General features: G+C 43.7%; 11 protein-coding genes, 2 tRNA genes and 1 rRNA gene. 9 read left to right on the forward strand and 5 right to left on the reverse strand.

Annotated features, from left to right (window positions below; genetic code table 11):
* Window positions 1-178: 178 nt before the first annotated feature.
* The 5 genes from rrf (at window position 179) to A3712_RS05405 (ending at window position 2161) form a co-directional block, all read left to right on the forward strand.
* Window positions 179-294, forward strand: a 5S ribosomal RNA gene (rrf, locus tag A3712_RS05385).
* A gap of 80 nt (window positions 295-374) precedes the next feature.
* A tRNA-Asp gene (locus tag A3712_RS05390) sits at window positions 375-451 on the forward strand.
* A gap of 34 nt (window positions 452-485) precedes the next feature.
* Window positions 486-562, forward strand: a tRNA-Trp gene (locus A3712_RS05395).
* A gap of 185 nt (window positions 563-747) precedes the next feature.
* A complete protein-coding gene (mepA, locus tag A3712_RS05400; protein WP_063522606.1) occupies window positions 748-1587 on the forward strand; it encodes a penicillin-insensitive murein endopeptidase in 840 nt (279 codons plus the stop codon).
* A gap of 265 nt (window positions 1588-1852) precedes the next feature.
* A complete protein-coding gene (locus A3712_RS05405) occupies window positions 1853-2161 on the forward strand; it encodes a hypothetical protein (RefSeq protein ID WP_063522607.1) in 309 nt (102 codons plus the stop codon).
* A 42-nt stretch (window positions 2162-2203) separates the two neighbouring features.
* Here A3712_RS05405 and A3712_RS05410 read toward each other — a convergent pair whose 3' ends face one another.
* The 3 genes from A3712_RS05410 to rdgC form a co-directional block, all read right to left on the reverse strand.
* Window positions 2204-2458, reverse strand: a complete 255-nt coding sequence (locus tag A3712_RS05410) for a YfhL family 4Fe-4S dicluster ferredoxin (protein WP_004740368.1) — start codon at window positions 2456-2458, stop codon at window positions 2204-2206.
* Between the two features lie 28 nt (window positions 2459-2486).
* A complete protein-coding gene (gene trhP / locus A3712_RS05415) occupies window positions 2487-3890 on the reverse strand; it encodes a prephenate-dependent tRNA uridine(34) hydroxylase TrhP (protein ID WP_061033314.1) in 1404 nt (467 codons plus the stop codon).
* A 204-nt stretch (window positions 3891-4094) separates the two neighbouring features.
* A complete protein-coding gene (rdgC, locus tag A3712_RS05420; protein ID WP_063522608.1) occupies window positions 4095-5009 on the reverse strand; it encodes a recombination-associated protein RdgC in 915 nt (304 codons plus the stop codon).
* A 194-nt stretch (window positions 5010-5203) separates the two neighbouring features.
* Between rdgC and phoB the strand changes: the two genes are divergently transcribed.
* The 3 genes from phoB to A3712_RS05435 are packed head-to-tail and all read left to right on the forward strand — an operon-like array spanning window position 5204 to window position 8199.
* Window positions 5204-5893, forward strand: a complete 690-nt coding sequence (gene phoB / locus A3712_RS05425) for a phosphate regulon transcriptional regulator PhoB (protein WP_004735064.1) — start codon at window positions 5204-5206, stop codon at window positions 5891-5893.
* A 33-nt stretch (window positions 5894-5926) separates the two neighbouring features.
* Window positions 5927-7225: a phosphate regulon sensor histidine kinase PhoR gene (gene phoR / locus A3712_RS05430; RefSeq protein ID WP_063522609.1), complete on the forward strand. Its 1299-nt coding sequence runs from the start codon at window positions 5927-5929 to the stop codon at window positions 7223-7225.
* Between the two features lie 17 nt (window positions 7226-7242).
* Window positions 7243-8199 (forward strand): PstS family phosphate ABC transporter substrate-binding protein, encoded by a 957-nt coding sequence (locus A3712_RS05435; protein WP_063522610.1) that lies wholly within the window; start codon window positions 7243-7245, stop codon window positions 8197-8199.
* Window positions 8200-8245: 46 nt separating this feature from the next.
* Here A3712_RS05435 and ppx read toward each other — a convergent pair whose 3' ends face one another.
* Together ppx and ppk1 are read right to left on the reverse strand one after the other, a co-directional pair.
* Window positions 8246-9757 carry an exopolyphosphatase gene (gene ppx, locus A3712_RS05440; RefSeq protein ID WP_063522611.1) on the reverse strand — a complete coding sequence of 504 codons (1512 nt, stop codon included), beginning with the start codon at window positions 9755-9757 and terminating at the stop codon, window positions 8246-8248.
* Entirely contained in the window at window positions 9748-11844 is a 2097-nt protein-coding gene (gene ppk1, locus A3712_RS05445; protein ID WP_063522612.1) for a polyphosphate kinase 1, read from the reverse strand. Before ppk1 ends, ppx begins: the two co-directional genes overlap by 10 nt.
* Before the next feature lie 200 nt (window positions 11845-12044).
* On the opposite strand from ppk1, the gene A3712_RS05450 reads away from it, so the two are divergent.
* Window positions 12045-14261, forward strand: a complete 2217-nt coding sequence (locus A3712_RS05450) for an ABC transporter permease subunit (protein ID WP_063522613.1) — start codon at window positions 12045-12047, stop codon at window positions 14259-14261.
* Window positions 14262-14360: the final 99 nt, after the last annotated feature.

Below are 14360 nucleotides of genomic sequence, written 5' to 3' on the forward strand. Positions count from 1 at the left end.
GGCGTTGAGCTAACCTGTACTAATTGCCCGTGAGGCTTAACCATACAACACCCAAGGGGTTTTGATGGACTCAAAGATACAAACGCTTGAATGAGTTTGAAGAGATAAGACTTTTAATAAGCTTTCCAGATTATTTTGCCTTCAGTTTTTAAAAATCTGAAAGTAAAAGCAAAATTCGCTTGGCGACCATAGCATTGTGGACCCACCTGATTCCATGCCGAACTCAGAAGTGAAACACAATAGCGCCGATGGTAGTGTGGGGCTTCCCCATGTGAGAGTAGGACATCGCCAGGCTTTAAATTTATTTTCACTTTTCAAAAGTGAAGACAAAAGTGTTATGAACGACTTGTCAGCGACGACAAGTAGTCCAACGCGGAGTGGTAGTTCAGTTGGTTAGAATACCGGCCTGTCACGCCGGGGGTCGCGGGTTCGAGTCCCGTCCACTCCGCCACTTATTCAGAGTTTCAGCTCTTTAAAACTGAAATAGGGGTGTAGCTCCAATTGGCAGAGCAGCGGATTCCAAATCCGCGTGTTGGGAGTTCGAATCTCTCCACCCCTGCCATATTTAAGGCTCTAGTCAAAAGACTAGAGCCTTTTTGCTTTCTGGCGTATAAATACTTCATAGCCCCACTCAGCTTCTCCCATTTCAAATAGCTCTTATCTATATCCAAAAAGTTGTTAATAATCGCCAACTATTCATTAATGCCGACTAATATAGATAATATGCATCACTTACATGGAATGGTTATGAGGTTATCTTTTGCTCTCGTTGTCCTGTTTTATTCATTTTCTGCTTTGGCAACATCTTGGGAGAAAGAGAAAAGCCCAACGACAAACTCAACCTCATCAATAGGCAGTTATGCTAATGGCTGCTTGGATGGTGCACAAGCCTTGCCGATTAATGGTGTTGGTTATCAGATTATTCGCCCTCAAAGAGAGCGTTACTATGGTCATACAGAGGCTATTAAGTTTGTTGAAAGGCTCGGTGTGACAACAAGTGAGCAATTGAACACGAATCTATTGATTGGTGATATCTCACTTCCTCGTGGTGGACGTTTTTCATCTGGTCATTCAAGCCATCAAACTGGATTGGATATAGACATATGGCTTAGGTTAACGGACAAAAGGCTCTCTGAAAATGAACTCGCGGTCCCTAAGCCAATAAGCGTCGTTGATCTTACTAACTACAAGCTTCGCCAGTCTAATTGGACAGACGACCACTTCCAGGTCATTCGCCATGCCGCTAAAGATAAAAAAGTGGTGCGCATTTTTGTTCATCCAGTGATTAAGCAGGCCCTTTGCGATCAGGAAGCTTCTGATGTTAAAGAAAGAGAGTGGTTAGGCAAGATCAGGCCATGGTGGGGACATCACTCTCACTTTCATGTTCGCTTAAAGTGTCCAGAAGGTAATGCCAATTGTATTCCTCAAACCCAACCTCCTAAAGGTGATGGTTGTGGCGAAGAGCTCGCGAGCTGGGCTCCAAAGACAATCCCTGTCCCTCCTTCTAAAAAGGTAGCCACCAATAAGAAAAAAAAGAAAATTAAAGTCATGCCTAGTCAATGTTTAGCCTTGATTTCGAATAAGTAATCGAATTATCAATGGCTTACTAAAGTGATATTGCCACTCGTTTTGTCGACTCTAAAAACTGGAGAAATGTCACACTTTTGTCTAGAGTATTATAAGTACGAAATTAAGAATATCGTTTGATATTGAGAGCATTAATTTGAGAAAGACAGCGTCAATTTGACTGGGCTAGGCTAGGAGTATGTGATTGGGGTGAAAGATGCGGCTTATTTGTAGTATATGAAATCAGAGTCTTATGCCCGTAGATAGATAATTCAAGGATAAGACTATGACTATGATTTGTGCAAAGGAATTTTCAGAATGGTTACGACATAGGTTCAGCACCGAGAATGCGGGTATTTCTATTTCAAGAGATGACATCAACCAACTAACAGGTAGGCAGCGATTAGATCCTAGCTTTGTAAATGATGTACATTATGAACTGATGCAGTATGGAATGGCATTTGTGACAGACACTGGCCGGGAAAACTTTTATCTCATACCTGTATCACAGTCGATAAATTGGCGAGAGCGACTCGAATATCAATTTGAAAAAGAGTTATTCTGCAACATTTATCCCATGGAAAAATCCGGATGAGAGAAAGGTTCAACTTATTGATTAAGTTGAACCTTTTCTTTATCAGGTCAAGCCTTGAATGATAACAAACTTTTCTAGCAGCTCGTCTTCAGTTTCAATGTGGTTTGGATCAGTGATGATGCACTTGGTAATTGGGCATACAGACTGACACGTTGGCTTCTCATAGTGACCTTTACATTCAGTACATAAATCCGGGTCTATTTCGAAGATGCTGTCACCCATAGTGATTGCACCATTTGGGCATTCAGGGTCACACATATCGCAGTTTATGCACTTGTCAGTGATTAACAGGGCCATTGTTTACTTCTCGGTTTTCTAAGTAAAGTTACTTACCAGATGCGTTGCGTGTGTCTTGGCCTTCGCTCAAGTTACGCATCAACAGGCCGTACTCCAAGTCTAGATCAGCTGGTACAGGAATAAATACAAAGTGACCGTTACCTTTTGCGTCTTCAACGGCTTCAGACTTACGGTTTTCCATCATCTCTAGTGTGAAAACAACGTTACCTTTCGGTGTCATCATTTCTAAGCTGTCACCTACTAGGAACTTGTTCTTCACTTCTACTTCCGCTAGATCGCCACGGCGTTTACCTGTGAATTCACCAACAAATTGTTGAGTATCAGAGATAGAGTAACCGTACTCGTAGTTTTGGTAAGTATCGTGAGTGTGGCGACGTAGGAAGCCTTCAGTGTAGCCACGGTGCGCTAGGCTCTCTAGTGTACCCATTAGGCTTTCATCAAATGGCTTGCCTGCTACAGCATCATCGATAGCTTTACGGTAAACTTGTGCAGTACGAGCACAGTAGTAGAAAGACTTAGTACGGCCTTCAATTTTCAGTGAATGAACACCCATCTTCGTTAGACGCTCAACGTGCTGGATTGCGCGAAGGTCTTTTGAATTCATGATGTAAGTACCATGCTCATCTTCAAACGCAGCCATTTTCTCTTCAGGCTTGTGTGACTCTGAAAGTAGAACCACTTCATCTGTTGGTTTACCTAGACCTAGTGTGTTGTCTGGACGTTCGTCTTGAACTTCAACATCCTGAATCTCAACACCAGTAGGGTTTGCTTCAACGATTTGACCGTTTTCGTCTTCTTTTGCCGCTTCTGTTTTGTATTCCCAACGACAAGCGTTAGTGCAAGTACCTTGGTTAGGATCGCGCTTGTTCATGTAACCAGAAAGTAGACAACGACCAGAGTACGCCATGCAAAGTGCACCGTGAACAAAGATCTCTAGTTCTGTTTCTGGGCAGTGTTCGCGGATCTCTTCGATCTCTTCAAGTGATAGCTCACGAGATAGGATTACACGCTCAACGCCTTGTGTAGCCCAGAATTTTACAGTTGCCCAGTTTACAGCGTTAGCCTGAACTGAAAGGTGGATAGGCATTTCAGGGAATGCTTCACGAACCATCATGATAAGACCAGGATCAGACATGATAAGAGCATCTGGGCCCATATCAACAACTGGCTTAAGGTCGCGAATGAAAGTTTTTAGTTTAGAGTTGTGTGGCTGAATGTTACATACAACATATAACTTTTTGCCTTGAGCATGAGCTTCATCGATACCGATTTGTAGGTTTTCGTGGTTGAACTCATTGTTACGAACGCGAAGGCTGTAACGTGGCTGGCCCGCGTAAACTGCATCTGCGCCGTAGGCGAATGCGTAACGCATGTTTTTAAGGCTTCCTGCCGGTGATAATAGTTCAGGTACAAATGGTTTTTGTGTAGTCATTGCTTTGTTCTCTAATCTGATCTCAAGTCAGGTTGATACCACCAAGTGATATCAAAGGGGCGCAAATTTTACGCTAAAATGAGTCTGGTTGATAGCCCTAAAGATAGCAATGATATTAAGAAGAGAGTGAAGGGATAAATATACAGCGGGAAATGTAGGGAAAATAAGCTCAGGCACGGAGCACCTGAGCTTTGGAGATACCGATTAAGCGTTCGGTTGAGTTAATCCACCTAGTGATTCGAATAGATTCGGAAGGAACACACTGAACTCACCACATAGCAATGAGAAATCTGCATCAAAGCGTGCTGCTTGGTCCTCACGAGGGATATCGTCGTTCTCATCTTTAAGTTCATCGCTAAACTTCAGGCGTTTGATACTGCCGTCTTCAGCCAGGATGAATTCAATGCGATCTTGCCAGTTGATAAGCAGCTTGGTTACCACTTTATTTGCTTCGATGTGGTTTTTAATCTCGTCGGCTTCTAGCTCTTGTTTCTTAACTCGAACAATACCACCATCTTCTTGGATTGATTTAAGCTCAGCTTCATCAAGCATTGTAATGCCTTGAGGCGTATCGCCTGACTTAACCCATTCGGTTAGTGTGGTTTCGATCGCTTGCTCAGGAATTGCAGGGACAACCGGTAGGCTACCCATTGTTTTACGCAGCAGAGCTAACACGTCTTCTGCTTTTTTGTAGCTACTTGCATCAATCACAATGAAGCCTTCTTTTGGCATGATCAGCGCGTATGTAAAGTTACTGCGGCTAAATGCACGAGGAAGAAGGTCAATGATAATGTCTTCTTTTAGGCTGTCTTTCTCTTTCTTTTTAAGAGGAGTGCCAGACTCTGCTTCAAGTGTTTCAATTTTTGCATTCAGTGACTCTTTAATCACAGATGCTGGCAGCATTTTCTCTTCTTTCTTTGCACAGATAAGAATGCGGTTCTCTGATACGTGCGTCATCATATCGCCATGTTTACCCATTGCGTGCACCCAACCAAACTTCTGTTTGTCTTGGCTACCACAAGGAGTAAAGCGGAATTCTTCAAGTTGTTTCTCTAGCTGATCTGCGTTGAAATCAATATCACGGTTGAAGCGATAGACTAGGCAATTTTTAAACCACATATATTTTTCTCATACCTTTTTAGAAGTGCCTCATGATATGAGATCTAATTCGATTTGTCCTTAGCTCTGTATCAAAAGTTATAAAGTGAAACGTTTGAGACAGTTATGTGAAAATTTGTTTTCAAAGGTCACAAAAGTGTCATAATTAACTCAGATAATGCAATGCGTTGATTAAATACAAAGGCTATTCAATTATGTCGAGAAGGATTCTGGTCGTTGAAGATGAAGCACCTATTCGTGAGATGCTGTGTTTTGTACTTGAACAAAAAGGCTACCAAGCAGTAGAGGCTGAAGATTACGATACAGCGGTAAACAAGCTATGTGAACCTTTCCCAGATCTAGTATTACTAGATTGGATGCTACCTGGTGGTAGCGGGATAAACTTTATCAAGCACATGAAGCGTGAAGAGTTAACTCGCAACATCCCAGTGGTGATGCTAACGGCTCGTGGTGAAGAAGAAGATAAGGTTCGCGGTTTAGAAGTTGGCGCTGACGACTACATTACTAAACCATTTTCGCCAAAAGAGCTTGTGGCTCGCCTGAAAGCGGTTATTCGCCGTGTAACACCAACGGCATTGGAAGATGTGATTGATGTTCAAGGTCTAAAATTAGACCCTGTATCACACCGTGTTACCGCAAGTGAAGGTCCAGTTGATATGGGACCAACAGAATTCAAAATGTTGCATTTCTTTATGACGCACCAAGAGCGAGTATACAGCCGAGAGCAGCTGCTTAACAATGTTTGGGGTACCAATGTTTACGTTGAAGACCGAACGGTTGATGTACATATTCGACGCCTGCGTAAAGCGCTTGAGTCTGCAGGTCACGATAAGCTAATCCAAACGGTTCGTGGCGCTGGCTACCGTTTTTCTACAAAGGCTTAATGTGGCTTCGCTGCCCAGTTTACGGAGTCCTGAATGGTTGAAAAGTTAACCTGGAAAAAGCTGGCTTGGGAGCTGGCTTTTTTTTACGCACCATGGGTTTTAGTCGGATGGATATTCGGTTATCTACCTTGGTTACTGCTGGCTGCTACCGTATTGCAGCTCGGCTGGCATCTACACAACCAAATGCGTTTGTCCGCATGGTTGTGGGATGAGAAGCGTCTAACTCCACCTTCAGGCTCTGGAAACTGGGAATCTCTGTTTAACGGTATCTATCGTATGCAACAGAGACAGCGTCGCAAACGTAAAGAGCTGACTAACCTTATCCGCCGTTTCCGTAACGGTGCTGAGTCCCTTCCCGATGCCGTTGTGGTATTTCGTGGTGAAGGAAATATCGTTTGGTGTAACAAGCTTGCTCAGTATTTGTTGGGCTTTCGTTGGCCAGATGATTCAGGTCAACCGATCTCGAATTTGATTCGTACTCCAGATTTTATTAAGTACCTTAATAAGCAAGATTTCTCTGAGCCATTAGAAATGCCTTCTCCTCTGAATGTGGAGCGTATGCTTGAACTGCGTATTGTGCCGTATACCGAGGGTGAACACCTTATGGTGGTGCGTGATGTCACCCAGCTTAAGCAACTAGAGGGCATGCGCCGTAACTTCTTCGCCAACGTCTCCCATGAGTTGCGTACACCAATGACCGTACTTCAAGGTTATCTTGAAATGACGGAAGACCCAGACATGATCGTTGGCCCAATGTGGACCAAGGCGCATGGCGTAATGACTGAGCAGCTCAACCGAATGAACAGTCTGGTTAATCAGTTGCTCACGCTTTCGAAAATTGAAGCAGCGCCAATGCATGAGCTGGATGAAGTAGTCAATGTTCCGGCTATGCTTGAAGTTCTTGAGAAAGAAGCGGCCAGCCTTAGCGGTGAGCGGGAACATAAGCTTGAGTTTGATATCGATAAGAGTCTGCGTGTTCTTGCTGATGAAGACCAATTGAGAAGTGCGATTTCGAATTTGGTTTATAACGCGGTTAAATACACACCCGCAGGGGCAACGGTCAAAGTTCGTTGGTATCAAACAAGTCAAGGCGCATGCTTAGATGTGTCAGATACTGGTGATGGTATTGAACCTCAACACTTACATCGACTCACAGAGCGCTTCTATCGTGTAGATAAAGCCCGCTCTCGTGATACCGGTGGTAGTGGTCTTGGGTTGGCGATTGTAAAGCACGCACTTAGCCACCACGATTCACACCTCGAAATTCAAAGTGAAGTGGGCGTTGGCAGTCGTTTTCATTTCACGTTACCAAACCGATTGATCGTGTCATGAGTGACTTAATACGCAGGATGCGTTTGCCGATTAGTTCTATGTTAGCGATGGTATTGGCGTGGCCCAGCTTCGCAGAGCAGAGTGTTGAATCACTGCCCAATTATTACAAGGTTCCAGGTATATCTGGAAGCTTGTTGTCGGTCGGTTCTGATACTTTGGCTGGAATGACGACACTCTGGGTAGAGGAGTTTAAATCCTATTATCCGAATGTAAATGCTCAGGTCCAAGCATCGGGTTCTTCTACTGCACCTCCTGCACTGACGGAAGGGACAGCACACCTTGGTCCTATGAGCCGACCAATGCGTTTACGTGAAGTGGAAGCTTTTGAAAGAGAGCATGGCTATAAGCCAACTGCATTACGAGTCGCTATTGATGCAATCGGGCTGTTTGTCCACCGAGACAACCCTATTGAAGGGCTTAACTTTCGTCAGATTGATGGCATCTTTTCTGAGACCTTACGCTGCGGAGCAACGAAGCCTCTCAATAACTGGCAAGATCTCGGAATCGATCAGCTATGGGCTAAACATCGATTCCAACTGTTCGGTCGCAATTCTGTATCGGGGACTTATGGATACTTCAAACAGAATGCACTGTGCGGAGGTGACTTTAAAAATCGTGTGAATGAGCAACCTGGCTCGGCTTCTGTCGTTCAGTCGGTCGCTTCATCCATTAGTGGGATTGGCTACTCAGGCATTGGCTACCGTGTAGCAGGTGTTAAGTTGATTCCTATTGCAGAGCACGGCTCTAATTATGTTGAGCCTACGCGTGCGAATATCTTGAGCGGTGATTACCCTCTATCTCGTTTTCTCTATGTGTATGTGAATAAGCATCCGGATAAACCACTTTCTCCGGTTGAGAGAGAGTTCCTTACTTTTGTATTCTCAAAGCAAGGGCAAGAGCTTGTAGAAAAAGATGGCTATCTAGCAATACCGTCTGAATTTGCAGAACAAGAACTCGCAAAAGTTGGGTTATAGCTCAAACTCAATATACAGATTGCCTACTTGCGGTAGGCTATTTTCCTCATTTCAAATCTAAACTCCAACCGGCATTTTTCCAGCGTTGCTGTTCTTCTTTTAACTCATAATCGAGTAGTTGGTTTGTATCTAACCAGTCACCATTTTCGCCAGTCAAACTCCAATGGTCATCCATTTTTATGGTTAGCTTTATATTGGGTACTGGTGCTTGGCTTCTTTGTCGGTTGAGTAAGATTGCCAGTCTGAGTATTCGGATCATCAGCGTCACTTGCTGCAACGAAAACAGTGATAATGTTGGCAATTCTTGCAGCTTGATCGCTTTTCTCTGATATCGGACGATGAGGGAAATTAGACGTTGTTGCTCGGTATTAAAACCGGGCATGGTGGTGTGTTTAATTAGATAGGCTGAGTGGCGATGATACCCCTGGAATGCCACACTTTGGCCTACTTCATGCAGCAGTGCAGACCAACCAAGTAGGTCAAATAACTCGGTGTCTAAAGCGCTTTTTAGTTGTGTTTTTGCTTGTAGTAATAGGGTGTGAGCTGTCTGTTTAACTCTTTCAGCGTGTGTTAAATCAACATGATAGCGAGAGAGTAATGTTTCTGCAGTACGAGACCTTATATCAAGGCTCTTGAACTTATCTTCCATGTCATAAAGCACGCCTTCTCTTAATGCTCCATCAGAGACATACAGCTCATCTATATTTAAGCTATCCATAACAGCGGAAAGAATCGTAACACCGGCAGCAAACACGGGCTTCCGCTCATCGCTTAAACCCAACAGTTTGATGCTCTCTACAGACGAAAACTCCGTTAGATGGTTTTTTAGATAAGTAAGCCGTTGTGGAGTGATGTACTCATCGTCAAAGCCCAGCCCCTTGAGTACCTCTTTAATTGATTTCGCGGTGCCAGATGAGCCAAAAGCGATCTCCCAAGAGGCGGCTTGGTAGTTCTTAATGACAGGTGTTAACAGTTGAATTGCTGCGGTATCAGCGGTAGCGAAATGCTGAGAAGTTAACTGGTTATCACTAAAGAAACGTTGAGTAAAGCTGACGCACCCCATAGGTAAGCTATGCACTACTTCGGGTGTGAAGCCCTGCCCGGTCACTATTTCAGTACTTCCTCCACCAATATCGATAACAAGCTTTGATTTAGATGCTGTCTGAGTATGTTCAACCCCGTTGTAGATCAATCGCGCTTCTTCTTGCCCTGAAATGATCTCGATGGGAAAAGGAAAAATGAGTTTGGCTTGTTCTATGAAGGTGTTTGAGTTCTTTGCCTTTCGTAGGGTATGGGTAGCAACGACTCTAACATCATCTATCTCAAAATCAGTAAGTCGTTCTGCGAAGACTTTTAGACAATCTAGCCCGCGATTAATCGCTTTATCTGATAGGTGGTGGTACTCATCCAGCCCATCGCCTAAGCGTACTTTCTGTTTATGTCGGCTGACGAGTTGTAGGTGTTTGCCAAACACTTGAGCGACCACCATATGAAAGCTGTTCGAGCCTAAATCGATAGCTGCAATGCGTCTTGGTTGTTTGTCGTCACTTAGCCGCATGATTTCTTCTCTTGCTTGTACTGCTTACGAGCTTGCTTCTCTATATGCTTAATATAGTGGTAAGTAGTGAGTTGTGATGTGGAATGCGTAAGTTGAGCGTTGGGTGACGGCTTATACTGATTGCTCATCGCATGATCGATCATCCGCGCCTTACGTTTATCGTCAAAATGAAACTCGGTGATATCGATGATGGTTTGCTTGATCTTCGAGTCTAGGATTGGTGTTGATACTTCAATCCTATGGTCAAAGTTGCGAGTCATCCAATCAGCGGAAGATATGTAAACCTTGGGCTTTCCAGCATTGTGAAAGATCATCACTCTTGGGTGCTCAAGAAAACGATCGACGACACTGATGACCTCAATGTTGTCACTTACGTTTGGTATTCCCGGAACTAACGAGCACATACCTCGAATGATCATTCTAACTTTTACGTTGGCTTGACTGGCTAGATAGAGCTTTTCAATGATTTCGCGATCTACTAAGTTATTGAGCTTTAAAGTTATACTCGCAGGCTTACCCTCTGAGGCATGTTGAATCTCTTTGTCGATCAGTTGATAGAGACGCTTTCTAGTATTTTTAGGTGAGACAATCAGCTGTTTGAACTGCGTTTTCTGGTACGGATTTTCGATGTATTTGAAGACTTGGCGAACTTCATGCGTGAGCTCTGGGTTAGCGGTAAGCAAGGATAAGTCTGTGTAGATACGAGCGGTGATTTCATGAAAATTACCTGTACCGATATGAACATAACTCTCCATAGCTTTGCCGTTCTTACGTCTGATGAGCAGTAATTTTGAGTGGATTTTTAGGCTGGGGATACCATAAACCACCTTCACTCCGGCCTCTTGAAGTGTCTTTGCCCACTGAATGTTGGCTTGCTCGTCAAAACGGGCTTGAAGCTCGACCACCACGGTGACTTTCTTACCATTGTGGGCCGCATCAATAATCGAGTTGAGTAACTTAGAACCTTCAGCAACACGGTAAACGTTGATCTTGATGACCGTTACTTTGGGATCAAACGAAGCCTGCCTGACCAGTTCGGTAATGTGATCGAAAGTATGGTATGGGTAGTGCAACAAGATATCGCGAGCTTTGATTGCTTCAAAATAGTTACTGTAATGAGCAAACGGCGCACACTTAATTGGTGAAAGAGGCGCATTAACGAGATCTTTTCGATTGAGAGCTGGAAAACCACAGAAGTGCCTAAAGTTTTGATAACGACCGCCAGAGAGTACGCTGTCATAGTCTGATAGCTTGAGCTTGATTCGTAAGAAATTCAGCATCTTTTGTGGCATCTCGGATTCATAGATCAAGCGTATTGGTAGTGCTGTTAAACGTTGCTTAATCCCTATCGACATCGATTCTAAAAGGCTGCAGTTACTGTGTTCTTGTAGGTCATAGTCTGCATCACGTGTCATTTTGATGGCGAAGCAACGCAGCGAATCGTATTCGAAGAAGCCTTTAAGTAAGTCGTCTAGGCAGAAGCGAACTATATTATCTAATAAGATCAGGGTAGTACGTTGTGAGTATGACGGACTCGGCAGTTTGACAAATCGAGGTAAAGCATCAGATGGAATTTCTAACAGAGCGTATTGAGATGACCCATTGCGCTCAATATCGATGGCTAAATAACTTTGTTCGTCTTTGAGGATATTGAGTAGTTGACTATCTTCGTTAAGTAGCAAAGGCGTAAGATGCGGTAGTATTTTCTTCCTAAAGTATTTTTTAAGCCAATCACTCTGCTCGGCATCTATTTGCTGTTCATTAACCAAAAAAATACGATTACGTGCTAATTCGAGCAACAACTCTTTGTAAAGTGTATGAAAACGAACATCCAGCTCATTCGCCTTCTGTTGCATCTGAGTCAGCAAGGTCTTTGAGGTGTCAGAGTTTGACTCAGGATCTTGCAATAAGATCTTGCGTTTTACGTCGGAAAATCGGACTTTGTAGAACTCATCGAGGTTTTTTGAGTAGATCCCTAGAAAACGAACTCTTTCAATCAAAGGGACAGACTTGTCCGCTGCCTCTTGAAGCACTCTTTCGTTGAACGATAACCAGCTAAGTTCTTTTGCGACATAGTCTTTTTCCATCGTATTGTTGATCCTTGAATGCTGGCTATTGGGGTGCCTAGTTTAATTTATAACGTTCGCGCTCACAAAATTAATGATCTTCGGATAATAAAAAGGGTCAACAAACTTGTTATTAGTTTCAGTTGTTTAACGTAGCTTGTAATATAATTGTCATCTAAGATACATATTATGTCAGCAGCTAAAAAAAGGTAGATAAAAAGATGGCTTCAGCCCAATTTTCATTGAAAGAGCGCGACAAAAAAAGATGGTTGAAAGATCGTCTCGTCCGTTTTTCGGTGACATGCGGTGGTGTCAGTGTTTTAGCTGCCTTGGTTTTGATCTTCGTATATCTAGCAATGGTCATTTTGCCGGTATTTTCCGATACTGTTTTAGAGACTGATCAAGCTGTTAAAACCGTATCGGTAGATAAGCCTATCGCACTATCGGTTGATGAGTACGGTCAACACGCCTTTACTGTCGAAAAGTCTGGTTTGGTTCAGTTTTGGGACCTAGACTCGCAAAATATACACTCTTATTTCGAACGAAGTGTATTAGCAGATCCTATTGCCTTCTCTCGAAATCCCCCTGCTGAAAATTGGTTTGCTTTTGCCGATAGCGCAAGCAATATCACTTTCTTCTACCCTGAGTATAGTGCGCCTGTACTCCAAAAGGGCGCTGAAGCTAAACCAAAAATCGAGCAAGTTACTCTTCCTCAACCCTTTTTAGCCGACGAACCAGCAAACGGGGCGTTGATCGATAAGTTCGTATTCTCTAAAAGCGGGCGCGATATTACTGTTGCTGCTCAGCTAACTGACCAGCGAGTGCTAGTTAAGTGGTACCAAAGCGATTTAGCTGGTGGCTATGTATTTAAGAATAGTCAATGGTTATCGGATAAGCTTGGCGCACAACAGCAGTTATTAATGACACCTGATGGGCAGACTCTATACCTTCGAGTAAAGTCTGACTTAGTGGTGCTAAAGCTCGCTGAAAAAGGGTTTGATGTCCGTGAGGTGATCGACCTGAGTTTGAATGACGCTAAACACGGTGTGAAAAGTATCGATTTGTTGTCTGGTGCTTATTCGTTGTTGGTTACGCATCAGGATGGACAAGTTTCTCAATGGTTTGATGTACTTAAAGATGAAAAGCGCAGCCTAACCCATATTCGAGATTTCCAACTCGCTGAAGAAGTACAATTTATCTTGCCGGATACCTACCGAAAAGGCTTCTATAGCTTCTACAAAAACGGCACATTACAGAGCCATTATACGACCAGTGAAAAGTTGTCTTTGTTTGAGCGTGCGTTTGATAAGTCACCTCAGTTAGCTGCTATGTCGGCTAATGAGCTGCATTTAGTAACATTGATTGATGATAAAATCAGTGTGGCGAAAGTCGACAATGAATACCCTCAGATTTCATTTTCATCGCTATGGCAAAAAGTCTGGTACGAGAGCTATCCAGAGCCGCAGTATGTATGGCAATCTACCTCCGCTAATGATGACTTTGAAGAGAAGTTCAGTTTAGTTCCTATCACGTTTGGTACCATCAAAGCTGCGCTATTTGCCATGATGTTTGCGGTACCTGTTGCGGTGTTAGGTGCAATTTATACCGCTTACTTTATGTCGCCGCGCATGCGACGAGTGGTGAAGCCGTCGATAGAGCTAATGGAAGCTTTGCCTACTGTAATTATTGGCTTCCTCGCGGGGCTGTGGTTTGCGCCAATCGTTGAAACCCACTTAACCGCTGTACTTTCTTTGATGGTAATGTTGCCTCTGAGCGCTTTGATTACAGGGCTTGTTTGGTTCTGTTTACCTAAGGTTGTGACAAGTCGTTTCTCTAATGGTTGGCACGCACTCATACTGATTCCGGTACTGATTACAACGGTCGTTATAGTATTCGTCGCGGGCAACAGTATCGAAGCCTTGTTGTTTGATGGTGATATACGCACTTTCCTAGCTGGTTATGGGATTGATTTTGACCAACGTAATGCTCTAGTAGTCGGTTTCGCGATGGGTTTTGCTGTCATCCCGACAATTTTTACGATTGCCGAGGATGCGATTTTCTCGGTACCGAAGCACTTGTCTGATGGTTCACTAGCGCTTGGTGCTACCGCGTGGCAGACCCTGATTTATGTTGTTTTACTGACAGCCAGTCCCGGTATTTTTTCGGCGGTTATGATGGGATTAGGACGAGCGGTTGGTGAAACCATGATTGTCCTGATGGCGACAGGCAACACGCCAATTCTTGATTGGAATATTTTAGAAGGGATGAGGACACTATCCGCAACCATTGCTGTCGAACTTCCTGAATCGGAAGTGGGTGGGTCGCATTTCCGTTTGCTGTTCTTAGCTGCGCTATTGCTGTTTATTTTTACCTTCGCTGTGAACTCACTAGCGGAGTGGGTTCGCCAAAGATTGAGAGATAAATATCGTGCTTTGTAGTGTTAATGTGTCACCTCAATCTGAATCTACGCCTACAAATTTTTGGGGATTAGCGAGCTGCGTACATCGTTACTCGCAGAATCACTCTCAGGTAGCACA

It is taken from the genome of Vibrio sp. HI00D65 (genome assembly GCF_001635455.1).
Classification (GTDB): Bacteria; Pseudomonadota; Gammaproteobacteria; order Enterobacterales; family Vibrionaceae; genus Vibrio.

Coding starts and splice junctions, on each gene's coding strand:
- ppk1 (WP_063522612.1), bottom strand. CDS start 11,844: ATGGAAAAAGACTATGTCGCAAAAGAACTTAGCTGGTTATCGTTCAAC.
- ppx (WP_063522611.1), bottom strand. CDS start 9,757: ATGCGGCTAAGTGACGACAAACAACCAAGACGCATTGCAGCTATCGAT.
- A3712_RS05450 (WP_063522613.1), top strand. CDS start 12,045: ATGGCTTCAGCCCAATTTTCATTGAAAGAGCGCGACAAAAAAAGATGG.
- trhP (WP_061033314.1), bottom strand. CDS start 3,890: ATGACTACACAAAAACCATTTGTACCTGAACTATTATCACCGGCAGGA.
- A3712_RS05435 (WP_063522610.1), top strand. CDS start 7,243: ATGCGTTTGCCGATTAGTTCTATGTTAGCGATGGTATTGGCGTGGCCC.
- rdgC (WP_063522608.1), bottom strand. CDS start 5,009: ATGTGGTTTAAAAATTGCCTAGTCTATCGCTTCAACCGTGATATTGAT.
- phoR (WP_063522609.1), top strand. CDS start 5,927: ATGGTTGAAAAGTTAACCTGGAAAAAGCTGGCTTGGGAGCTGGCTTTT.
- mepA (WP_063522606.1), top strand. CDS start 748: ATGAGGTTATCTTTTGCTCTCGTTGTCCTGTTTTATTCATTTTCTGCT.
- A3712_RS05410 (WP_004740368.1), bottom strand. CDS start 2,458: ATGGCCCTGTTAATCACTGACAAGTGCATAAACTGCGATATGTGTGAC.
- A3712_RS05405 (WP_063522607.1), top strand. CDS start 1,853: ATGACTATGATTTGTGCAAAGGAATTTTCAGAATGGTTACGACATAGG.
- phoB (WP_004735064.1), top strand. CDS start 5,204: ATGTCGAGAAGGATTCTGGTCGTTGAAGATGAAGCACCTATTCGTGAG.